The organism is Erythrobacter oryzae, from assembly GCF_030271515.1.
GTDB lineage: Bacteria > Pseudomonadota > Alphaproteobacteria > Sphingomonadales > Sphingomonadaceae > Erythrobacter > Erythrobacter oryzae.
This window is the reverse complement of record NZ_JASCXI010000003.1, coordinates 528,040-547,115: the sequence shown is the minus strand read 5'-3', so window position 1 is coordinate 547,115 and position 19,076 is coordinate 528,040. Positions and strand designations below refer to the sequence as shown.

Sequence of the window (19,076 nt, the reverse complement as noted above, 5' to 3'; positions counted from 1 at the left end):
GCGCGGCAGAGGAAACTAGCCCTCGATCACCCGCGTTTCGGGATGGTGCTTGTCGAGGTGCCGCATCAGGATCCTGAGGTTCTTCGAGTTCGAGCGGAACAGCACGTCCGCCGCATCGCCGACCACCGGGATCGCACCGATCGCGGTGTCGAGCAGCACGTTCGCGCCCATCCGCGCGAGCTTCCACTTGGGCAGGCCGAGGTTCTTCGCCTCCCACACGACATAGGCGCCCAGCGCCGTGGTCACGACGTCGCCCAGCACCGGCACCAGCCCGATGATCGCATCGAGCCCGACCGGCACATTCACGCCCGGAATGGTGAAGCTGCGTTCGAGCAGCCGCTCCAGCATCACCACCCGTGCACGCACCGATGCGGGATCGGTTCCGGCGGGCAGCGAGAAGGACATGGGCTCGGGGCGGCGGGGCATGGGCTTTTCCATACCCGATTATGTGGTGGGCTGCGAGAGCGGGAACAAGGGGTGGAAGGCGAAGGCGTTGGGCTGGAAACTCTGCAAGGTGCCGCGCACCATCGACCAGCGCACGGGAACGCCGAGCGGGATGTAGACCTCGCTTTGGGCGAGCGCCTTATGCGCTTCGGCGAGCAGCACCTCGCGCTGCGCCGGATCGCGGGTCGCCTGTGCCTGCTTGACCAGCGCATCGACCGCGGGCGCGCAAAGCCCCGCACCCAGCCGGCAATTGAACTGGTTGAGGTACCACACCGGCGAGACATAGCGCGCCAGCACATCGCGCAGCTCGAGATCGGCGGCCTCGCCCGGCGCGGCGCGGCGGGTGGTGACGCCGATGGTGGCCCATTGCTCGGCCAGCTGGCGCAGCAGCAGGTCGCTGCCCTTGCCGCGCGGCAACGCAACGCGCACGACCGCCTCGCGTCCCGGGCCTGCCCACGCCGCAACCCGCCCGGCCGCCATCTGGCGCCGCTCGTCGATCGACATGCCGGCCCAGCGGTCCTGAAGGTAGCCGGGCGCGGAGAACACCTCGGGCGGGACGATCCAGCTGTTCTCGCGCCAGCCGCCCAGCCCGAAAGCCTGGATCAGCGCCGCCCGGTCGATCGCCATCGACAGCGCCTCGCGCCGCGAGGGATCGGCGAGCAGCCCCGCCTCGCGCCGCACAGTCAGCCCCAGCAGACCGAACGTCGGATCGACCTGGATCGTCCCGCGCGACAACGGCCCGGCCGCGGTCGTCGCCTCGGGGAAATCGACGATGCTCCCGCCCAGCACCAGATCGACCTTCCCTTCCGCGAAGGCCGCCACCGCCTTGTCCGCTGCGAGCGCGCGCACCGCGACCGGGCGCGCGACTTCCTCCCAGTCCTGACGCGCGGGCAGCCCGCGCGATTCGGGCGGCAGCGCGGAGAGCCGGGCGTTGGCCCCGCCCTCACCCTCCCCGCGCGACATCGCCATCGGCCCCGCGCCGCTGCCGCCGCGGGCGAAGCCCAGCTCGCTCTGGGCCATCAGGCGCAGGAAATCGGGCATCGGCGCATCCAGCCGCACCTCGATCACCCGCCCCGTCATCGCCCGGATCTCGCGGATATTGGCAAGGTCGAGCCCCAGCGAGGTGCCCTCGAGCTGCGCGATCCTGCGGCGCAGCTGGTCGCGCACATCGGTCGCCTCGATCTCCTCGCCGCCCGGCCAGGTGCTATCGCGCAGGCGGAAGATGTAGCTGAGGCCGTCATCGGTGACGATCCAGCGCTCGGCGATGGCGGGCACGACCTGCCCCGAGGCATCGAGCGCGACCAGCCCTTCATGCGTCGCGCCGCGCAGCAGCTGGGCGGCGGCGGGGAGGCGCACGCCGTCCTCGAACAGCGCGGCCGGCGTGCCGATGATCGCGACCTCAATCGCCCCGTCACCCGACGAGGGGCCGCAGGACGACAGGGCCAGCACAGCCAACGGAAGCAGGCAGATTCGCATCGCCCGCAAGCCTAGAGCCTGTTTCGGTCGGGTGGAAGCGCGCCGGCCCGCTTGGGCGGGGAGAGCGGGCGAGCGGGGGGCTGGGGCGCACCCCGCTTGCGGATCAGATCTTGCGCAGCGTCGTCGGATGCGGCGGCGGAGGCGCGCGGTGGGCCCAGGAGGGCTTGACCACGGCCGCGGCCGGGTCCTCTTCGCCCTGCAGCGGGCGGCGGGCCTTCTGCGAATCGATTTCCTCGTCGAAGGCGACCCCGAAGCGGTTGTCCTGCACCCACGCGACCGTCCCGCCGACCGCGCCGATATTGCGCAGCTCGACCGACACGCGATGACCGCGCTGCACGCGCAGATGGCCCTCTCCCATCATGCCACCGTCCGACAGGTTGCGGACCCGCACGCGGTAGGTCTCGGCGTTCTGTTCGACGCGGATGTCAGCCAGCAGAAACAGGCTGTCGCGCGCAACACTGCGTGTCTCAACCCCCGTCATCTTCCGGTTAACCTCCTGAGCCGAATAATCATGTCGCGGACCCGGCGGGATCCGGTGCGCGGTCCCGTCTGTGTGCGGGAATGCTGGTGCGCCTTTTGCAGTTAACGGGCAGTAAAGCTTTACCCCCGTGGAGCGCTGCTCTTGGCACCTGTCCCAAGCCGGAACAGAATGGCGCGTGCTGTTAAAACCCGCCGCCGTGCCCAATCAATCAATCGTCGCGCGAGACCTTCTCGCGGCGCTCGTGGGCTTCCTGCGCCTCGACCGTCATGGTCGCGACGGGGCGCGCGATCAGGCGGCGCAGGCCGATCGGATCGCCGGTCACCTCGCAATAGCCATATTCGCCCGAATCGATGCGCCGCAGCGCCGCGTCGATCTTGGAGACCAGCTTCCTCTGCCGGTCACGGGTGCGCAGCTCGATGCCCCAGTCGGTCTCGCTCGAGGCGCGGTCGGTGAGGTCGGCCTCGCGCAGCGGGCCGTCCTGGAGCGATTGCAGCGTCTGCCCGGCAGCGGAGTGGATCGAGCGCTTCCATTCGATCAGCAGCATCCGGAAATAGGCCTGCTGGCGCTCGTTCATATATTCCTCGTCCTCGCTCGGGACGTAGTCCGGAGCCAGAAGACGCTTGGCCTTTTCGAGGATATCGATGTCGTCAGACGCGGTGGTTGGCATCACGCACTCTCATTTCGTGAGCCGCCGGGGAGACCGTCGCGTCCTGACGCCATGAATGTTTTCATTGGCCAACTTGGTCCCAGCAAGCGGAAGGCAATGCGCGCCCTATAGGCAAGCGCCCGAGGGCGCACAAGCGGCTTTGGCAAGCAAGATGGGGGCAAAAAGCCCTGCGAAAAGGCTGCCCGCACAAGGCGCAAACGGCGTTAACTAATTTTTGACCATAATTGCCGCACCTTCGTCATCACGGAAGGTCGCCGAGGGGGGCGACCGGGTGAAGGGGACTGCAAATGAACATCATCGCAATCGGAGCCAATGCCTCCCGCGAGAATGGTGACGAAGGCCTGATCGGCGGTTGGCTGGCGGGTGCCGCCCGCGGCGATGCGGGGGCGTGCTACGACCTTGGCGTGGCCTTCTCCACGGGGAGCAACGGGGCGCCGTGCGATCTGATCGAAGCGCACAAGTGGTTTAACCTCGCCGCTGCGCGCGGGCACGAGGAAGCCGCCCATTGCCGCGCCGACATCTCGGAAGAAATGACCGCGCGCGAGATCGCCGAAGCCCAGCGCCGCGCGCGCCAGTGGCTCGCCGAGGGCCGTCTGCGCGCTGCCTGAGGTTTTGCGCTCGCAGTTGGATCAAAAGGATTTTCCTACCCGGATCGGTTGCGGCACCGTCGGTGAATGACCTGTCGCAAGCCTCTTTCCCGCGCCTTCGAGCCGTTCGCGCGTGGGGAGAGAATTCTGCCAATATACAGTGTCTCATGTGTCTCCAACACGGCGGGAGACAGCCTCACTCGCCCTTGCGGAACGGGGTGCGGCTGCCGAGGTAGAGCTGGTCGCTGGCAACGCCCGCCCGCTCGCGCTCGAGGAAGTCGGCGACCGCGCTGCGGAAACCCGGATCGGCAATCCAGTGCGCCGACCAGGTCTGCACCGGCTCATAGCCCCGCGCCAGCTTGTGCCCGCCCTGCGCGCCGGCCTCGACCCGCTGCAGGCCGCGCGCGATCGCAATGTCGATCGCCTGATAGTAGCACAGCTCGAAGTGCAGGAAGCGCACCTCGCGGGTGCAGCCCCAGTAGCGCCCGTAGAGCGCATCGGTACCGGCGAAGTTCAGCGCCCCTGCAATCGGGGTGGCCCCGTCATAGGCAAGGATCAGCACGATCCGCTCCCCCATCCTTTGCCCGAGCAGCGAGAAGGCCTCGCGGGTCAGGTAGGGGCTCCCCCATTTGCGCGCGCCCGTGTCCTGGTAGAACACCCAGAAGGCATCCCAGTGCTCCTCGCGGATCTCGGGGCCGGTCAGGTGGCGGATGGTGAGGCCCTCGGTGGCTGCGGCGCGCTCCTTGCGCAGATCCTTGCGTTTCCTCGAGGACAGCGCGCCGAGGAAGTCCTCAAAGGTCGAATACCCGCGGTTGAACCAGTGGAACTGGATGTCGGCGCGGGGCATCCAGTCGGCCGCTTCAAACAGCGGGAGTTGGGCGGGGTCGATGAAGGTCGCGTGGGCGCTCGACAGCTTGTTCTGGAGGCACACCGCCTCGGCGCCCTTGAGGAGGTGCGGGGCGAGTGCGGGGTCGGAGAGCAGCAGCCGCGGGCCTGTCGCCGGCGTGAAGGGCGCGGCGATCTGGAGCTTGGGGTAGTAGCGGCCCCCTGCCCGGTGCCAGGCATCGGCCCAGGAGTGGTCGAAGACATACTCGCCCTGGCTGTGGCCCTTGGCATAGGCTGGCAGCGCGGCGAGCAGGGCGCCGTCCTCGGCGGTGATGGCGATGGGCGCCGGCTCCCAGCCGGTGCCGGGGCCGACGGAGCCGGAGTCTTCCATCGCGGTAAGGAAGGCGTGGGATATGAACGGGTTGTCGTTGCCGCCCAGCGCGTCCCACTGGCCCGCGTCGAAGGCGCCGACTGAGGAGGCGATGCGGACGGTCAACTCGGGCGAGGTCACGCCAGCCCGTCCCCCTCGACGATGAGGGCGTCGGCGAGCGCGAGGCCGGTGGCGCGGGTCTCGGGCGAGCGGACGGTCCAGGTGAGCAGCGGTCGCCCCGCGGCCCGCCACGCCGCCGCCTCGGGGCGCGCAAGGTCGCGCACGTCGATGGCGAGGAAGTCGGGCGCCGCGGCGGCGATGGCGTCTTGAGAGCGCCACACGCCCTCGAAGCCGTTCTCGTAGGAGTCGGTGCCGACGAGGCCGCGGGTGACATCGGGCGCCTCGGCTGCGAACCACATCGGCACGCGGGGGTCGAAGCTCATAACCGCAACGTCATGCGTGTAGGAGTCCAGCAGCCATGCAACCGAAGAACAGGTCCACTCGACATCATAGCCGGGCAGCGACTTGATCTCGATCAGCAGCGGCACCCGGCCTGCGACCACTTCGAGGAACCGCGCCAGCCGCACCGGGTGCTGGTCGGTGCCGAGCAGGTGCAGAGCCTCGAGTTCGTCAGCGCTGCGCTCGGCCGCGACGCCGGTCTCGCCCGTCAGCCGCGGGAGGTCCCAGTCGTGGAACACCATCGGGTGATCGTCACAGCTGCGCTGGATGTCGCACTCGATCCCCATGCCCCGCGCGATCGCGCCCTCGGCGGCGGTGAGCGAGTTCTCGGGGACAAGCCCATCGGCTCCGGGCCCATGCAACCCGCGGTGGGCGAACTCCCACTGCGTCAGCCAGCCGGGAGCGGGCCTTGCGCTCATGCCTTCAGAGCGACCACCGCATCGACCTCGACCGCCGCGCCGCGCGGCAGGGCGGGCACGCCGACCGCGGCACGCGCGTGCTGGCCAGCGCCACCGAACACCTGCTCCATCAGGTCCGAGGCGCCGTTGGCCACCTCGGGCTGCTGGGTGAAATCGGCGGTGCAGTTGATGAAGGCGCCGAGCTTCACGATCCGCGCGACCTGCTCGAGCAGCCCCGCCGCCTCCAGCTGGGCGACGATCATCAGGGCGCAGGCGCGCGCCGCGGCCAGGCCTTCCTCGACCGACACGTCATCGCCCAGCCGGCCCTTGACCACCTGCCCGTCGACGAAGGGCAGCTGGCCCGAGACATGCGCGAAGCCGCCATGCACCACCACGGGCACGTAGCTGGCGACCGGCGCGGCGGCCTTGGGCAGGGTGATGCCGAGTTCGGCGAGCTTTGCGGCGATAGTCATGTGTCAGTCCTCCAGTTTGGCAAGCAGCCACGGCAGCGCCTCGTCCCAGCGGTCGATCCGCGAATGGGCGTGGCCGGCCTTGTGGGCGCAGTCGATGGCGTGGGCGATCATCGGCTCGCCGCACAGGTGCAGGCGGGTGACGTCGGGGGTGATCTCGGCGACGCTCGCGTGGTGCTGCGCGAGATCGTCGATGAAGATCGCCTTGCTGGGCCGGTACTCGTCGATGATTGCCTTCAGCGGCGGCCCCTTGGGGCCCTGATTGGTGAACACCCGCGCATTGATCCCGACCTTGGCGAGCTGCTCGGCGCGCGCGTCGCGGTGGTGGTCGACGAGGTTGGTGAGGATCACCACGTCGGCCTTCTCGGCGAGCGTGTTGATCCCCTCGACCGCACCGGCGATCGGCATCTGCGAATCCATCTCGTTGTCGAAGAAAAGCCGCAGCATCTTCCAGATATCGGGCGGCGCGAGCAGTTCGCCGCTCTCCTGCCAGCGCAGCGCCTCGGCGAAATTGTGGCCTTCGAGGTGGAAGCTCACGCCCTGGCTGGCCTCGAGCCAGTTCTTAAAGGGGGCGACCATGTGCAGCAGCACTTCGTCGCAGTCGGAGATGATCAGGGGGCGGGTCATGCGGTCAAAGCGTCCTTGGCGGCGACCAGTTCCTCGGGCGTGACGGCGAGGGCTTCGGCGGCGCGGATGAGATCGGGTTCGTGGTTGGCGAGGAATTCGAGCGCCGAGGCGAGAATCAGCGGATCGCCCAGCCCTTGCCTCAGAGAATCGGGATCGAGGCCGGTGAGTTCAAGGTATCGCGCGGCACGATCCTCGCATTCCAGCACCCAGCCGAGCGCTGCGAGCGCCAGCACCTGCGGGTTCTGCGGCTCGGATGCGGGACGAAGCGGGATTGTCCTGTCCTTTGGCTGGGGTTAGTTTAAACAGGTGAGCGAAAGCGGGGCGTTCAGTGACAAAGCGGATCATGGTTGTCGAGGACAATGACCTCAACCGGAAATTGTTCTGTGATGTCCTACGCGCCAACGGCTTCGAGGTGGAGCCCGTGGCCGAGGGCGACAAGGTGCTCGACACCGCGCGCGCGGTCTCGCCCGATCTCATCATCATGGACATCCAGCTGGGCGGAATCTCGGGCGTCGACCTGATCGAGGCGGCCAAACGCGACCGGCGGCTGTCGTCGATCCCGGTGCTGGCGGTGACCGCCTTCGCCGCCAAGGGTGACGAGGAACGCATCCGCGCAGCGGGGGCGGAAGGCTATCTCTCCAAGCCGGTCTCGATCGGCCCCTTTATGAGCGCAGTCAACGCGCTGGTGTAAGCGTTGAGCACGCCCTGCAACAGCCGCTGCGTCAATAGCCGTTGTTTTGGTCGGAAAACCGGTCCGACTCGATCCAGCTTTCCTTCTTGATGCGGCGGCGGCGGAAGATCAGGAAGCCCCACGGCACACACAGCGCAAGGCCCACTCCGGTAATGATTTCCGCTGCCGGTGAATCGGCCCAGAACACAGCCACGATCAGGAACGGGATGGCAGGGATGCCGAGCAGCCATCGCAGGTCGCTGTACCAGAAAAGGGGGCCGACCGAGATCTGGCTATCCAGCCAGTACAGGAAGTGTTCGCGCCATGACATTGAACCTGCTCTCCGCTCAGCCGAGCATCTCAACTTAACGGAAGATTTTCAATCGCTTTCCGCCTCAGCGGTCAACGCACTGGTCTGACGCAGGTCACGCGTAACGGGCAGCGATTTCGACGAAGAACGTAATCGCCGTCAAGCACATGCCGAACATGAAGCTCTTGTAGGCATAGGCGAGGAATTTGTATTTCTTGCGCTGGAGCACCTGCCCGTTCTGGTAGATGTCGTGCAGCATGGTGCGGAACACGGTCTCGTCGGCGTGCAACTCCTCGAGAATGCTCTGGGCCCAGACGTCCTCGTCCATGTGGGTGAAATAGCCGAAGAACAGCTTGTTGGGCACGCCGTCGTTGAGCTTGGCCGAGGCGGGCGTGCTGACCGAGGGCAGCACCGCAAAAACCGCGCACATCGCCGAGATGAAGGCAAACAGCGCCAGCACCGCGAGCGAGACAGGGAGGCTCCCGCCCCGCGCCTGCCCGACAGCGATGGTGAAGACGAGGAACGTCGCCCCCATCAGGATCGAGGCCTTCTGGTCGGCCATCTGGCTCAGCGCGAGGTTGATCTGCTGCGTGGTGCGCACCAGATGGATCGCGTGGTTGGAATAGCCGGACGGCGAAGGCAGCGACGGTGCTGCCTTGGGCGGTTCGGCTGGGTCCCGATGATCGTTCATACTTCCCCCCCGGAAAGACCTCTGGCCGAGGCGCGGCATGGCCAAAGCTTGACAAGCTGCATCATCCGCCGCTTTGCAGCCGTAATAGAGGGCTAAGGCCCGCCCGACAACCGATGCAACGAAAGCACTCCGCCCCATGAGCCCCGCAGACGTCGACGCCAAGATCCGCACCCTGATCGAACCCTTCAACAAGAAGGGCGTCGCCATCGAGGACGCGACCACCTTTGCCGGCGATCTCGAATTCGACAGCCTCACCGTGATGGATTTCGTCGCCGAGATCGAGGACGCCTTCGACGTCATCATCTCGATGAACCAGCAGGCCGAGATCGAAAACTGGGGTCAGCTCGTCGCGGCAGTCCACAAGCTTCAGGATAGCTGATAATGGCAACCGCCATGACCGAAACCACGACCGCCGCCGAACCTGTCGACCTGCTCGCCAAGTTCGATCCGATCATCCAGACCCGCGAGCAGCTGCTCGCCGCCGGGGTGGAGGATCCGTTCAATCTGGTGATGGAGCAGGTGCTCTCGCCTACCCGCGCGATCTGCAACGGGCGCGATACGATCCTGCTCGGCACCTACAACTACATGGGCATGACCTTCGACGATGATGTCATCGCGGCAGGCAAGCAGGCGATGGAGGATTTCGGCGCGGGGACGACCGGCAGCCGCGTGCTCAACGGCACCTTCCGCGACCACCGCGATGTCGAAGCGGCGCTGCGCGAATTCTACGCGATGGACCACGCGATGGTCTTCTCGACCGGCTATCAGGCCAATCTCGGCATCATCTCGACGCTGGCGGGCAAGGGTGACTATATCATCCTCGACATCGACAGCCACGCCTCGATCTGGGATGGCTGCGCGATGGGCAATGCCGAGGTCGTGCCCTTCAAGCACAACGACGTCGAGGCACTGGAGAAGCGCCTGAAGCGCGTGCCCGAAGGAGCGGGCAAGCTGGTGGTGCTCGAAGGCGTCTATTCGATGATGGGCGATGTTGCACCCTTGAAGGAAATGGTCCGAATCTCCAAGGCGCACGGCGCGATGGTGCTGGTCGACGAGGCGCACTCGATGGGCTTCATCGGCGAACATGGCCGGGGCGTGGCCGAGGACCAGGGCGTGATCGACGACGTCGATTTCATCATCGGCACCTTCTCCAAGAGCGTCGGGACTGTTGGCGGCTTCTGTGTCTCCAACCACCCCAAGTTCGAAGTGCTGCGGCTGGTGTGCCGCCCCTATGTCTTCACCGCCGCGCTGCCGCCAAGCGTGATGGCGAGCTCGGCAACCTCGATCCGCAAGCTGATGCACGGCGGCAACAAGCGCGCGCATCTGTGGGAGAACAGCCGCACGCTGCACAAGGGGCTGCGTGATCTGGGCTTCCAGCTCGGGACGGAAACTCCGCAAAGCGCGATCATCGCGGTGATCATGCCCGATCTCGAAAAGGGCGCGATGATGTGGGAAGCGCTCTTGAAGGAGGGCCTCTACGTCAACCTCGCGCGTCCCCCGGCGACCCCTGCGGGCATGACCCTGCTGCGCTGCTCGCTGTGCGCGGAGCATTCGTCCGAGCAGGTGCAGACCATCCTCGGCATGTTCGAGCGCGCGGGCAAGGCGATCGGGATTATCTGAGCGGGGCGCGGGGGCTCCCCCGCCCGCAAAATCAGTGGATCGAGATGATTCCGTCCACGGCGCGCCATTCCTGCGGGCCGATCAGGTGCTTGTGCGCGACCCGGACCGAGTGCAGCACCGCGTCGATCTCGCGCCGCCAGAATGACAGGAAGCGGTCAAGCTCCGGGAACTGGGGCGCGACATCGTATTGCTGCATCACGAACTGCTGCAACAGGCTGCGGTGATCAGGCATGTAGTAATGGATTTCGACCGTCGACAGGCCGTAGCCTGCCATCTGGGCCAGGAACGCGCGGTCCGTCATCACTCCTCCTCAGGCTTCAAAGAAGAAAAGCTTGGGAGAAGAATCACACGGTTCGGGCAGTCGTCAATGCTTTTTCGGCAATAATGTTGCCGATTGCGGCTGCGGCGCGGGGCCGGTCAGCCCGGCAGGGTGGCTGCCTCGCACGCCGAGGCTGCCCCGCCGCTCTCGCCCCCGATCAGCGTGAGCGCCGCGAAACCGCCGACCACCGCGATGATGAAGGCGGCGGTGACGAGGCCGAGATACTTGTCGATGAAGGCCTTGATCGGCGCGCCGAACAGTCGGAACAGGATCCCGACGATCATGAAGCTGATCGAGCGGCTCACAAGGCTGGCGAGCAGGAACCAGCCGATCGGCATGGCGATGAAACCGGCGGTGATGGTGAGCAGCTTGAACGGGATCGGCGTCGCGCCCTTGGCGACGAAGATCCAGAAGCCCATCTCGCGCAGATAGCAGGCCGCCTTGGGGAAACTTTCGGTCAGGCCGAGCAACGCGAGCAGCTGGGTGCCGACGCTCTCATAAAGGAAGTGCCCGATGCCGTAGCCGAGCAGACCGCCCGCGACCGAGGCGAGCGTGGCGATCGCGGCGAAGCGGATCGCCTTCTTCGGTTCGGCAAGGCACATCAACCCGAGCAGCGGGTGGGGCGGGATGGGGAAGAAGCTCGCTTCCATGAAGCTGAACAGCGCGAGCCAGGCCGGCGCGTGGCGGTGCGCGGCCTTGGCCAAGGTCCAGTCGTACAGAAAGCGCAACCAACGCACGCAAAATTCCCCAATGCCGCCCGATTGCCGCAGTGCGGGCGCATTAGGCGAGCGCGGCGTGACAGGCAAGCGGGTGTAAAGTAACCATAACGGTTATTTTTCTTGACATCGTGACGCTCTATGGTTATCAGAAGGCATCATCCAGAAATAGCGAGTCGCCGCCGGCCGGCCTTCCCCACGGAAGCGCCGACCGCCTCCGTTCGCCCAAGGAGTGGTGCCGATGGCCAGCAACGTGCCTGCCCGTTCCCGCAGCGATGGCGCCGCCTCGGGGCGGCACTGGCAGAAGCGGTTCCTCGACACCTTGAGCGCAACCTCAAGCCTCGAGCGCGCTGCGGGCAATGCCGGAGTGAGCATCGCCGAAGCCTATCAGGCCCGGCGCGACGAGCCTGATTTCGCCCGCGGCTGGCAGGCCGCTCTCGCCGATGGCTATCTCGGCCTCGAACTGGAGGTTATCCGCCGCCTGCGCGAAGGCGACGCCAAGACCGGTGACGGCGAGAAGTTCGACTTCGCCAACGCGATCCGCCTGCTGACATCCCACCGCGACAGCGTGGGGCGCACCGCAAGCCAGGTGCGCGATGTCACCGCCGCAGAAGTGCGCGCCTCGATCGACCGCAAGATCGAGGACATCCGCCGCCGCATCGCCCGCGAGAAAGCCGCCGCAGAAGGCAAGGGCGAATGAGCGGCCCCTATGACGAGTTGATCGACCAGATGGCCGATCCGAAGAAGACCGAGAGCGAAAAGGCCGAGAGCGAGAGGGTCTTTCGCGAGCTGCCCGACGAACTCGATCAGGACCAGAAGAACAGCTTCGACTACCTCTGGGAATACACCGCCCGCAAGGAGCAGCTCCCGCCGCCGGGCGACTGGCGGGTGTGGATGATCATGGCCGGGCGCGGCTTCGGCAAGACGCGCGCGGGCGCCGAATGGGTGCGGATGATCGCCGATGCCAATCCCGACGCGCGGATCGCGCTGGTCTCTTCCTCGCTCGCCGAGGCGCGCGCGGTGATGGTCGAGGGCGAGAGCGGGCTGCTGGCGATCTGCCGCCCGGGCCACAAGCCGCATTTCGAGCCTTCGCTCCACCGTATCCGCTTCGCCAACGGGGCGCAGGCGCAGCTGTTCTCGGCCGCCGAGCCCGAGGCCCTGCGCGGGCCGCAGCACAGCCACGCCTGGTGCGACGAGATCGGCAAGTGGCCGCTCTCCGGCGAGCGGGCGACGCGGTGCTGGGACAACCTGATGCTGGGCCTTCGGCTGGGCGAGGACCCGCGCGTCGCCGTCACTACAACGCCGCGTGCGGTGCCGCTGGTGAAACGGCTGGCGGCGCAGGCGGCCAAGGGCGACGAGGTCGTGATCACCCACGGCAAGACCGGCGACAATGACCGTTTACCCGACCGCTTCCACGACGCGATGAAGAGCGAATATGCCGGCACGCTGCTGGCGCGGCAGGAGATGGACGGCGAGCTGCTCGAGGATATCGAGGGCGCGCTGTGGACCCGCTCGCTGCTCGAGCAATCGCGCGAGGCGGGCTCTGTGCCCGACGCGGCCCGCATGGTGGTCGCGGTCGATCCGCCCGCCAGTGCCAATGGCGACGAGTGCGGCATCATCGTCGCTGCCCTCGGCGTCGACGGGATCGCACGGATCGTGGCCGATTGCTCGATCGGCGGCGCGGCGCCTGCGGAATGGGCGAAGCGGGTCGCCGAGACCGCGCGTGAATGGACCGCCGACCGGGTGGTGGCCGAAGCCAACCAGGGCGGCGCGATGGTCGAAACCGTGCTGCGCGCGGCCGACGAGATGCTGCCGGTGAAGCTGGTCCACGCCTCGCGCGGCAAGGTCGCCCGCGCCGAGCCGGTGGCGGCGCTCTATGCCGCCGGGCGCGTGCGCCATGTCGGGGTGTTCGCGCGGCTGGAAGACCAGCTGTGCGGGATGCTCGTCGGCGGCACCTATGCAGGGCCCGGCAACAGCCCCGACCGCGCCGACGCGCTGGTCTGGGCGCTGAGCGAGCTGCTGCTTGGGCGAACCCAGCGGCCAAGCGTCACCGCGCTGTGACCGAACAGCAAAACAAAGGAATTCTCATGGCCTTGCTCGACATTTTCCGCTCCGCCTTCAAGGGCGGGGCGCAATCCCATGTGCCTCTGGCGAGCGGCCTTGCGCAGGGCTGGATCCCCGCTTTCGAGAGCGGCCCGGCCAATGGCCACTACAGCTACGCGCGCGGCATCGCGGAGGGCTTCCTTGCCAACCCCATCGCCCAGCGCTCGGTGCGGCTGCTGGCCGAGGGGATCGGCCAGGCCCCGCTCGCCTGCTCCGAGCCGCGCCTGGCCGCGCTGGTGACCGAGACCAGTGCGGGCCAGTCGCTGGTCGAGACACTGGCGGCCAATCTGCTGCTGCACGGCAACGGCTATGTCCAGATCCTCAAGGACGCGAGCGGCACGCCGGTCGAGCTGTTCGCCCTGCGCCCCGACCGGGTGCAGGTGGTGCTCGACCGCAATGGCTGGCCGGTCGCCTATGACTATGCCGTTGCTGGCGACGCCACCCGCCTTCCGGTCGAGGACGAGAACGGCTGGCCCGAGATCATCGCGATCCGCACGATGCATCCGCTCGACGATCACTGCGGCGCGGGCGCGCTCGAGGCGGCGTGGCAGGCGGTGCTGATCCACAATGCCGCGACCCGCTGGAACCGCGCGCTGCTCGAAAACGCGGCGCGGCCCTCGGGCGCGCTGGTCTACGAGACCGGCGACGGGGCGAGCCTGGCGCACGAACAGTTCGAGCGGCTCAAGCGCGAGCTCGACATCGCCTTCTCGGGTGCGGCCAATGCGGGACGCCCGATGCTGCTCGACGGCGGCCTCAAGTGGCAGAGCATGGCGCTGACCCCGGCCGACATGGACTTCGCGACCCTCAAGAGCGCGGCCGCGCGCGACATCGCGCTCGCTTTCGGGGTGCCGCCGATGCTGCTCGGCCTGCCGGGCGACAACACTTATGCCAATTACCGCGAGGCCAACCGCGCGCTGTGGCGACTGACGCTGCTGCCGCTGGCGGAGAAGATCTTCGCCGCCCTGCGCGAAGGCCTCGCCCCGTGGTTCCCCGAGAGCCAGCTCGGGATCGATCTCGACCTCGTGCCCGCGCTCTCGGAGGACCGCGAGCGGCTGTGGTCGCAGGTCTCCGACGCCGATTTCCTGAGCCGCGCCGAAAAGCGCCAGATGCTGGGCTTCCCGGCAGAGGAGAATGCCCCATGAGCCGCGAAGACATACTGGCCAGCCTGATGGCGCAGGCGCGCGAGGAAGGGGCAGGTCTCGTCACTCTGCGCGCGATCGTCGAGGAGGCGAGCACGCTCGCCACCGACCGCGCGCTCGAGCGCCTCGGGCTCGGTGATCCGGGCGCCGAGGGCGATCTCGTCGAGCTGCGCGAGCTGCTGCAGGCGTGGCGCGATGCCAAGACCAGCGCGTGGAAGGCCTTCATCGACTGGGCGATCCGCGGCGTTCTGGCGCTGCTGCTGGTCGGCATCGCGGTGCGGCTCGGCGTGTGGAAGCTGCTGTGACGGCGCCCGCCTTCCCCATCCGCTTTGCCGGATATGCCGCGCTGTTCGACATCGCCGATGCCGGCCGCGACACGATCCGCCGCGGCGCTTTCGCGGCCACGCTGGCTGCGCGCAGCACGCCGCTGCCGCTCTACTGGCAGCACCGTCCCGATCAGCCGATCGGCGTGATCGAACAGGCCGCAGAGGACGCCCGCGGCCTGCGCGTCATCGCCCGGATCGACCGTCCCGCGAGCCGCGCGGCGCAGCTGCTGGCTGCCGGACAGGTCAACGGCCTCAGCTTCGGCTTCCGCACCCGTGCTGCACGGCAGACGGACGCGGGGCGCGAGTTGCTCGAAGTCGAGCTGTTCGAAGTCAGCCTCGTCACCCACCCGCTCCATCCGATGGCGCGGATTCACCTCGTCACCTGAGTTTTCTCCCCTCCCGTCTCTCCCACCGGCCGCCATTGGGGCGGCCTTTTTTCTGCCCAACCGAAAGGCCTCTGCCCCATGGATAACGTGACCACTCCCGCAAACCCCGCCGCTGCCGATCCGCTCGACGCCAGCTTCGACATCGTCGCCCGCCAGGACCAGGCCGAAGCCGACATCGCCGCGCTGCGCAGCGATGTCGACGAGGTGAAGTCGCGCCTCGACAAGGTCGCCCGCGCGGCCGGTCGTCCGGCGATCGGCGGGGCCGCGCCCGCCGCCGACGCGCCCGAGGTGAAGAGCTTCGTCGACGGCTACCTGCGGCTCGGCCGCGAGACCGAACTGAAGTCGATCACCAGCACCCCTCCGGGAGACGGCGGCTTTGCGGTGCCGCGCCAGATCGACGCCGAGATCGCCGTGCGGATCCGCAAGATGAGCCCGATCCGCTCGGTCGCCCAGGTCGTGCAGACCGGCACCGCGGGCTATCGCAAGCTCGTCGCCACCACCAGCGTCGCCTCTGGCTGGGTCAGCGAGAGCGCGCCGCGGCCCGAAACCGGCACGCCCCAGTTCGCCGAGATCGCCCCGCCGAGCGGGGATCTCTACGCCAATCCGGCGGCGAGCCAGGCGATGCTCGACGATGCCGCCTTCAATCTCGAAAACTGGCTGGCCGGCGAGATCGCGATCGAATTCGCCCGCGCCGAGGGGGCAGCCTTCGTCAACGGCACCGGCGTCAACCAGCCCGAGGGCTTCCTTGTCGGCGCCAAGGCGACCGCCGAGGACGGCGTGCGCGCCTTCGGGACGATGCAATACATCGGCACGGGCAACGCCACCGGGCTCGGCACGGCGCTCGACACCAAGCTGATCGACCTCATCCATGCCCTGCGCCCCGGCCATCGCCAGGGCGCGGTGTTCGTGATGAATTCGACCACGCTCGCCGCGGTGCGCAAGCTCAAGACCTCCGACGGGGCCTTCCTGTGGCAGCCGGGCATGGTCGAAGGCCAGCCGAACCGCCTGCTGGGCTATCCGGTGATCGAGGCCGAGGACATGCCCGATGTGGCCGGCGGCGCCTTCCCGATCGCCTTCGGCAACTTCCGCAACGGCTATCTGATCGCCGAGCGCAGCGCGACGCGGATCCTGCGCGATCCCTTCAGCAACAAGCCCTTCGTGCACTTCTACGCGACGAAACGGCTGGGCGGGAAGGTGCTCGATTCGGCGGCGATCAAGCTGCTCAAGGTCGAGGCCTAAGGCCCCCTGTTCCCCGGCAGCGGCGCGTCCCCCCTTCGCGCCGCTGCCGGGCTCTCGCGCCCGCATCGCCTCAGGCCGTTCCTCCCGCCTGATTGCCGCGATGCGGGCGCAACCTTGTGGATCATCAATCGGGAGAAACCGCGATGCAGCGGACAATCGTGCAGCCCCCGGTGCCGGGCGACGCTGCTCTGGCGGAACTCAAGCACTGGCTCGGCATCACCCGCCCCAACGAAGACGAGACGCTGAACCAGCTGCTCGCGACCAGCCTCGCGATCTGCGAGGCCTTCACCGGCAAGACCCCGCTCCGGCAGACGGTCGAGGAGACCATCCCGCTGGTGAGCGACTGGCAGGAACTGGTCTCGCGGCCAGTGCAGAATATCACCGCCGCCGCGCTGATTGCGCAGGATGGCGCGCGCACCACCCTCGCGCTGAGCGGCGATGCGCTCGAATGGCGGATCGGGACCAGCGCCTGCATCCGGCTGCTGCGCCCGTTCGAGGGCCGCGGCGTGGCGGTGCAGATGGTGGTCGGGATCGCGGCCGACTGGAACGCGCTCCCCGCCCCCTTGCGCCACGGTATCGTCCGCCTCGCCGCGTTCCATTTCCGCGACCGCGAGGGCAAGTCGGCCACCGTTCCGCCCGCCAGCGTCACCGCGCTGTGGCGGCCGTGGCGCGAAGTGCGGCTGGGATGATCACGCTCGCTTCGCGGTCCGCCGCGCTCGTCCAGCGCCTGCGCGCCCGCGCCGCACGCCTCGCCGTCACCCGGGCCGCCGTCCGCGGTCGGCGGCGCCGCACACCGACAGACTGGCATTCGGCCACCGCCCTTTGGCCCGACTTCACCGGAGTACGCCGCGATGGAGAATGACCTGCGCGCCGCGCTGATCGCCTGGCTCCGCGCCGACCCGGCGCTGGCCGCGATCAACGCGATCGAGGAGGAGGCCCCGCTCTCCGTCACCCCGCCGTGGCTCGGCATCGCCGCGAGCGGGTCGATCGACTGGGGCGCCAAGGACCGCGCCGGGCGCGAGGTGCGCATCGCGCTCGAGCTCGAAAGCCGCACCGATGCGGCGGCCGAGGACGCCCCGCTGCTCGCCGCCATCGAACGCCGCGTGCTCGATCTGCCGCCGTTCCAGCCCGGCTTCGAACTCGCCTCGATCCGCTTCCTGCGCTCGCGCAGCGAGGCCCGTGCGGACAATCTGCGCGGGGCGCTGCTCGAATACCGCTTCCGCATCTTCGAACCCCTTTGACGGAGTAGCCCACCATGCCCGCACAATCCGGCGCCGCCTTCCTACTCAAGATCACCAACGGCGCCACGCCCGCGGTGTACCAGACGATTGCCGGTCTCAGGACCACGCAGCTTTCGATCAACGGCGACACCGTGGTCGTCACCCACAAGCAATCGGGCGGCTGGCGCGACCTGCTCTCGGGCGCGGGCACGCGCTCGGTCTCGGTGAGCGCGGCGGGGATCTTCCTTGGCAGCGTAGCCGAGAACACGGTGCGCACCCGCGCGCTCGACGGGACGCTCGACGATTACGAGCTGTCCTTCGAGGACGGGGCCAAGCTGCGCGGCAAGTTCCTGGTCCAGCGGCTCGACTATGCCGGCGATTTCAATGGCGAGCGCAGCTACACGCTCCAGCTCGAAAGCTCGGGCCCGGTGGTGGCATCGTGACGCGCACCGCCAACCCCCTGCGCGGCGAGGCCACGCTGGTGGTCGCCGGCGTCACCCATGTGCTGCGCCCGAGCTTCGAGAACCTAGTGCTGGCCGAGGCCGAACTCGGCTCGCTCTTCGCGCTGGTCGAGCGCGCGGCGGCAGGCGGGCTGACGCTCACCGACATGACCGCGCTGCTGTGGCACTGCCTGCCGTCCGAACACCGCCCCGAACGGGTCGCGGTAGGCGAGGCTGTGCTGGGCATGGGGCTGGTCGGCGCGACGGTGCCGGTGCGCGCCGTGCTCGCGCAGGTGCTCCAGGGCGAGGCATGACTGCCCGCTTCGGCGATGCTGCCCTGCGCTGGGCAGGCCTTGCCGCGCAGGCGCTCGGTTGGCGTCCGGCCGAATTCTGGGCCGCCACCCCGATCGAACTCGCGACCGCGCTCGCCCCTCCCGACGATCTTTCCTCCCTTCCCCCGCCAAGCCGCGAGGCAATCGCCCGCATGATGGAGCGCGACGCCGATGGACAATAATTTCGAGGAACTGGTGGTCGACGTGCGCGCCAAGACGGATGGCTTTGCGAGCGACGTCGAAGCCATGCGCCGCTCGCTCGACGGATCGCTCACCGACGGTTTCGGCCGCGCGGGCGCGGTGCTCGAGCGCGGCCTGCTGGGCGCGCTGCGGCGCGGGAGTCTGGGCTTCGACGACCTCAAGCGGGTCGCTTTCGCCGCCCTGTCCGAAATCGCGGCCTACGCCTTGCAAGCCGGGATCGGCAGCATCTTCGGCGGTGGCGGCGCAGGCAATGCCGGGGGGCTCGGCGGGCTCCTCAGCGGCACGCTCAGCGCAGCCTTAGGCCTGCCGGGCCGTGCCACCGGCGGGCCGGTCGCCCCGGGCCGCGCCTATGTCGTCGGCGAGCGCGGGCCGGAGGTGTTCGTGCCGACTGCCGCCGGCCGGATCGAGAACGGCGCTGCGAGCGCACCGGGCCGCGACGTGCGGGTCGCGATCCAGGTCGCAGTGCCGCGCGGCCAGGCCGCGCCCACAGCAATGCAGCGCTCCTCGCGCCAGATCGCGAGCGCCGTGCGCCGCGCCCTGCAACAGGCCTGAGCAAGGAA

Annotated in this window: 29 protein-coding genes; 16 read left to right on the top strand and 13 right to left on the bottom strand. The window is 68.2% G+C overall.

The window, feature by feature from the left end:
• Positions 1-15 precede the first annotated feature (15 nt).
• From PFX90_RS11575 to dksA, 4 genes are all read right to left on the bottom strand, one after another.
• The gene (locus PFX90_RS11575) at positions 16-426 is read right to left on the bottom strand and encodes a DUF4112 domain-containing protein (protein WP_285712609.1); all 411 of its coding nucleotides are present in this window, start codon (positions 424-426) and stop codon (positions 16-18) included.
• An 18-nt stretch (positions 427-444) separates the two neighbouring features.
• Entirely contained in the window at positions 445-1,893 is a 1,449-nt protein-coding gene (locus PFX90_RS11570) for an ABC transporter substrate-binding protein (RefSeq protein WP_285712853.1), read from the bottom strand.
• 130 nt (positions 1,894-2,023) lie between these two features.
• Positions 2,024-2,401, bottom strand: a complete 378-nt coding sequence (locus tag PFX90_RS11565; protein ID WP_285712608.1) for a PilZ domain-containing protein — start codon at positions 2,399-2,401, stop codon at positions 2,024-2,026.
• A 208-nt stretch (positions 2,402-2,609) separates the two neighbouring features.
• Positions 2,610-3,068, bottom strand: coding sequence for an RNA polymerase-binding protein DksA (gene dksA / locus PFX90_RS11560; RefSeq protein ID WP_285712607.1), 459 nt, complete (start codon positions 3,066-3,068; stop codon positions 2,610-2,612).
• Positions 3,069-3,355: 287 nt separating this feature from the next.
• Between dksA and PFX90_RS11555 the strand changes: the two genes are divergently transcribed.
• The gene (locus tag PFX90_RS11555) at positions 3,356-3,676 is read left to right on the top strand and encodes a hypothetical protein (protein WP_285712606.1); all 321 of its coding nucleotides are present in this window, start codon (positions 3,356-3,358) and stop codon (positions 3,674-3,676) included.
• Between the two features lie 175 nt (positions 3,677-3,851).
• On the opposite strand, the gene PFX90_RS11550 is transcribed toward PFX90_RS11555, so the two are convergent.
• From PFX90_RS11550 to PFX90_RS11530, 5 genes are read right to left on the bottom strand one after another with little or no spacing between them, the layout of a single operon-like run.
• Positions 3,852-4,991, bottom strand: a complete 1,140-nt coding sequence (locus PFX90_RS11550) for a GNAT family N-acetyltransferase (protein WP_285712605.1) — start codon at positions 4,989-4,991, stop codon at positions 3,852-3,854.
• Complete coding sequence (locus PFX90_RS11545; RefSeq protein WP_285712604.1) at positions 4,988-5,728, bottom strand: glycerophosphodiester phosphodiesterase family protein; 741 nt, start codon at positions 5,726-5,728, stop codon at positions 4,988-4,990. Before PFX90_RS11545 ends, PFX90_RS11550 begins: the two co-directional genes overlap by 4 nt.
• Positions 5,725-6,180, bottom strand: coding sequence for a RidA family protein (locus tag PFX90_RS11540; RefSeq protein ID WP_285712603.1), 456 nt, complete (start codon positions 6,178-6,180; stop codon positions 5,725-5,727). Before PFX90_RS11540 ends, PFX90_RS11545 begins: the two co-directional genes overlap by 4 nt.
• A 3-nt stretch (positions 6,181-6,183) precedes the next feature.
• The gene (locus PFX90_RS11535) at positions 6,184-6,804 is read right to left on the bottom strand and encodes an HAD family hydrolase (protein WP_285712602.1); all 621 of its coding nucleotides are present in this window, start codon (positions 6,802-6,804) and stop codon (positions 6,184-6,186) included.
• The gene (locus tag PFX90_RS11530; RefSeq protein WP_285712601.1) at positions 6,801-7,037 is read right to left on the bottom strand and encodes a DUF3572 family protein; all 237 of its coding nucleotides are present in this window, start codon (positions 7,035-7,037) and stop codon (positions 6,801-6,803) included. The genes PFX90_RS11535 and PFX90_RS11530 overlap by 4 nt, the downstream gene beginning before the upstream one ends.
• A gap of 95 nt (positions 7,038-7,132) precedes the next feature.
• On the opposite strand from PFX90_RS11530, the gene PFX90_RS11525 reads away from it, so the two are divergent.
• Positions 7,133-7,495, top strand: a complete 363-nt coding sequence (locus PFX90_RS11525) for a response regulator (protein ID WP_285712600.1) — start codon at positions 7,133-7,135, stop codon at positions 7,493-7,495.
• A 31-nt stretch (positions 7,496-7,526) separates the two neighbouring features.
• Here the strand turns inward: PFX90_RS11525 and PFX90_RS11520 are convergent, their stop codons facing one another.
• Positions 7,527-7,805 carry a hypothetical protein gene (locus tag PFX90_RS11520; RefSeq protein WP_285712599.1) on the bottom strand — a complete coding sequence of 93 codons (279 nt, stop codon included), beginning with the start codon at positions 7,803-7,805 and terminating at the stop codon, positions 7,527-7,529.
• A gap of 94 nt (positions 7,806-7,899) precedes the next feature.
• Positions 7,900-8,475: a Pycsar system effector family protein gene (locus tag PFX90_RS11515; RefSeq protein WP_285712598.1), complete on the bottom strand. Its 576-nt coding sequence runs from the start codon at positions 8,473-8,475 to the stop codon at positions 7,900-7,902.
• A 136-nt stretch (positions 8,476-8,611) separates the two neighbouring features.
• Here PFX90_RS11515 and PFX90_RS11510 point away from each other — a divergent pair, with 136 nt between their 5' ends.
• Positions 8,612-8,854, top strand: coding sequence for an acyl carrier protein (locus PFX90_RS11510; protein ID WP_285712596.1), 243 nt, complete (start codon positions 8,612-8,614; stop codon positions 8,852-8,854).
• A 2-nt stretch (positions 8,855-8,856) separates the two neighbouring features.
• Positions 8,857-10,095 (top strand): serine palmitoyltransferase, encoded by a 1,239-nt coding sequence (gene spt, locus PFX90_RS11505; RefSeq protein ID WP_285712595.1) that lies wholly within the window; start codon positions 8,857-8,859, stop codon positions 10,093-10,095.
• Between the two features lie 31 nt (positions 10,096-10,126).
• Here spt and PFX90_RS11500 read toward each other — a convergent pair whose 3' ends face one another.
• Both PFX90_RS11500 and PFX90_RS11495 read right to left on the bottom strand, forming a co-directional pair.
• Positions 10,127-10,396, bottom strand: coding sequence for an usg protein (locus tag PFX90_RS11500; protein WP_285712594.1), 270 nt, complete (start codon positions 10,394-10,396; stop codon positions 10,127-10,129).
• Positions 10,397-10,512: 116 nt separating this feature from the next.
• A complete protein-coding gene (locus tag PFX90_RS11495; RefSeq protein ID WP_285712592.1) occupies positions 10,513-11,151 on the bottom strand; it encodes a YqaA family protein in 639 nt (212 codons plus the stop codon).
• A 220-nt stretch (positions 11,152-11,371) separates the two neighbouring features.
• Between PFX90_RS11495 and PFX90_RS11490 the strand changes: the two genes are divergently transcribed.
• The 12 genes from PFX90_RS11490 to PFX90_RS11435 all read left to right on the top strand — a co-directional run bounded on the left by PFX90_RS11490 (position 11,372) and on the right by PFX90_RS11435 (position 19,068).
• A complete protein-coding gene (locus PFX90_RS11490) occupies positions 11,372-11,830 on the top strand; it encodes a hypothetical protein (protein ID WP_285712591.1) in 459 nt (152 codons plus the stop codon).
• Positions 11,827-13,191: a DNA-packaging protein gene (locus PFX90_RS11485; RefSeq protein WP_285712590.1), complete on the top strand. Its 1,365-nt coding sequence runs from the start codon at positions 11,827-11,829 to the stop codon at positions 13,189-13,191. Before PFX90_RS11490 ends, PFX90_RS11485 begins: the two co-directional genes overlap by 4 nt.
• A gap of 26 nt (positions 13,192-13,217) precedes the next feature.
• Entirely contained in the window at positions 13,218-14,375 is a 1,158-nt protein-coding gene (locus PFX90_RS11480) for a phage portal protein (protein WP_285712589.1), read from the top strand.
• Entirely contained in the window at positions 14,372-14,677 is a 306-nt protein-coding gene (locus tag PFX90_RS11475; protein WP_285712588.1) for a DUF6127 family protein, read from the top strand. Before PFX90_RS11480 ends, PFX90_RS11475 begins: the two co-directional genes overlap by 4 nt.
• Positions 14,674-15,084: an HK97 family phage prohead protease gene (locus PFX90_RS11470; protein WP_285712587.1), complete on the top strand. Its 411-nt coding sequence runs from the start codon at positions 14,674-14,676 to the stop codon at positions 15,082-15,084. Before PFX90_RS11475 ends, PFX90_RS11470 begins: the two co-directional genes overlap by 4 nt.
• Before the next feature lie 78 nt (positions 15,085-15,162).
• The gene (locus tag PFX90_RS11465) at positions 15,163-16,323 is read left to right on the top strand and encodes a phage major capsid protein (protein ID WP_285712586.1); all 1,161 of its coding nucleotides are present in this window, start codon (positions 15,163-15,165) and stop codon (positions 16,321-16,323) included.
• 143 nt (positions 16,324-16,466) lie between these two features.
• Positions 16,467-17,012 carry a head-tail connector protein gene (locus PFX90_RS11460; RefSeq protein WP_285712584.1) on the top strand — a complete coding sequence of 182 codons (546 nt, stop codon included), beginning with the start codon at positions 16,467-16,469 and terminating at the stop codon, positions 17,010-17,012.
• 162 nt (positions 17,013-17,174) lie between these two features.
• Positions 17,175-17,564 (top strand): DUF3168 domain-containing protein, encoded by a 390-nt coding sequence (locus tag PFX90_RS11455; RefSeq protein WP_285712583.1) that lies wholly within the window; start codon positions 17,175-17,177, stop codon positions 17,562-17,564.
• Between the two features lie 14 nt (positions 17,565-17,578).
• Positions 17,579-17,986 carry a phage tail protein gene (locus PFX90_RS11450; RefSeq protein WP_285712581.1) on the top strand — a complete coding sequence of 136 codons (408 nt, stop codon included), beginning with the start codon at positions 17,579-17,581 and terminating at the stop codon, positions 17,984-17,986.
• A complete protein-coding gene (locus PFX90_RS11445) occupies positions 17,983-18,297 on the top strand; it encodes a gene transfer agent family protein (RefSeq protein ID WP_285712580.1) in 315 nt (104 codons plus the stop codon). Before PFX90_RS11450 ends, PFX90_RS11445 begins: the two co-directional genes overlap by 4 nt.
• Positions 18,294-18,497 carry a phage tail assembly chaperone gene (locus PFX90_RS11440; RefSeq protein WP_285712579.1) on the top strand — a complete coding sequence of 68 codons (204 nt, stop codon included), beginning with the start codon at positions 18,294-18,296 and terminating at the stop codon, positions 18,495-18,497. Before PFX90_RS11445 ends, PFX90_RS11440 begins: the two co-directional genes overlap by 4 nt.
• The gene (locus tag PFX90_RS11435) at positions 18,487-19,068 is read left to right on the top strand and encodes a tail tape measure protein (RefSeq protein WP_285712578.1); all 582 of its coding nucleotides are present in this window, start codon (positions 18,487-18,489) and stop codon (positions 19,066-19,068) included. Before PFX90_RS11440 ends, PFX90_RS11435 begins: the two co-directional genes overlap by 11 nt.
• Positions 19,069-19,076: the final 8 nt, after the last annotated feature.

Bases quoted from the DNA above. Each gene is read 5' to 3' on its own strand.
- PFX90_RS11575 (WP_285712609.1), bottom strand. From the start codon at position 426: ATGCCCCGCCGCCCCGAGCCCATGTCCTTCTCGCTGCCCGCCGGAACC.
- PFX90_RS11565 (WP_285712608.1), bottom strand. From the start codon at position 2,401: ATGACGGGGGTTGAGACACGCAGTGTTGCGCGCGACAGCCTGTTTCTG.
- dksA (WP_285712607.1), bottom strand. From the start codon at position 3,068: ATGCCAACCACCGCGTCTGACGACATCGATATCCTCGAAAAGGCCAAG.
- PFX90_RS11555 (WP_285712606.1), top strand. From the start codon at position 3,356: ATGAACATCATCGCAATCGGAGCCAATGCCTCCCGCGAGAATGGTGAC.
- PFX90_RS11545 (WP_285712604.1), bottom strand. From the start codon at position 5,728: ATGAGCGCAAGGCCCGCTCCCGGCTGGCTGACGCAGTGGGAGTTCGCC.
- PFX90_RS11540 (WP_285712603.1), bottom strand. From the start codon at position 6,180: ATGACTATCGCCGCAAAGCTCGCCGAACTCGGCATCACCCTGCCCAAG.
- PFX90_RS11535 (WP_285712602.1), bottom strand. From the start codon at position 6,804: ATGACCCGCCCCCTGATCATCTCCGACTGCGACGAAGTGCTGCTGCAC.
- PFX90_RS11520 (WP_285712599.1), bottom strand. From the start codon at position 7,805: ATGTCATGGCGCGAACACTTCCTGTACTGGCTGGATAGCCAGATCTCG.
- PFX90_RS11515 (WP_285712598.1), bottom strand. From the start codon at position 8,475: ATGAACGATCATCGGGACCCAGCCGAACCGCCCAAGGCAGCACCGTCG.
- PFX90_RS11510 (WP_285712596.1), top strand. From the start codon at position 8,612: ATGAGCCCCGCAGACGTCGACGCCAAGATCCGCACCCTGATCGAACCC.
- spt (WP_285712595.1), top strand. From the start codon at position 8,857: ATGGCAACCGCCATGACCGAAACCACGACCGCCGCCGAACCTGTCGAC.
- PFX90_RS11500 (WP_285712594.1), bottom strand. From the start codon at position 10,396: ATGACGGACCGCGCGTTCCTGGCCCAGATGGCAGGCTACGGCCTGTCG.
- PFX90_RS11490 (WP_285712591.1), top strand. From the start codon at position 11,372: ATGGCCAGCAACGTGCCTGCCCGTTCCCGCAGCGATGGCGCCGCCTCG.
- PFX90_RS11485 (WP_285712590.1), top strand. From the start codon at position 11,827: ATGAGCGGCCCCTATGACGAGTTGATCGACCAGATGGCCGATCCGAAG.
- PFX90_RS11480 (WP_285712589.1), top strand. From the start codon at position 13,218: ATGGCCTTGCTCGACATTTTCCGCTCCGCCTTCAAGGGCGGGGCGCAA.
- PFX90_RS11475 (WP_285712588.1), top strand. From the start codon at position 14,372: ATGAGCCGCGAAGACATACTGGCCAGCCTGATGGCGCAGGCGCGCGAG.
- PFX90_RS11465 (WP_285712586.1), top strand. From the start codon at position 15,163: ATGGATAACGTGACCACTCCCGCAAACCCCGCCGCTGCCGATCCGCTC.
- PFX90_RS11460 (WP_285712584.1), top strand. From the start codon at position 16,467: ATGCAGCGGACAATCGTGCAGCCCCCGGTGCCGGGCGACGCTGCTCTG.
- PFX90_RS11455 (WP_285712583.1), top strand. From the start codon at position 17,175: ATGGAGAATGACCTGCGCGCCGCGCTGATCGCCTGGCTCCGCGCCGAC.
- PFX90_RS11450 (WP_285712581.1), top strand. From the start codon at position 17,579: ATGCCCGCACAATCCGGCGCCGCCTTCCTACTCAAGATCACCAACGGC.
- PFX90_RS11440 (WP_285712579.1), top strand. From the start codon at position 18,294: ATGACTGCCCGCTTCGGCGATGCTGCCCTGCGCTGGGCAGGCCTTGCC.
- PFX90_RS11435 (WP_285712578.1), top strand. From the start codon at position 18,487: ATGGACAATAATTTCGAGGAACTGGTGGTCGACGTGCGCGCCAAGACG.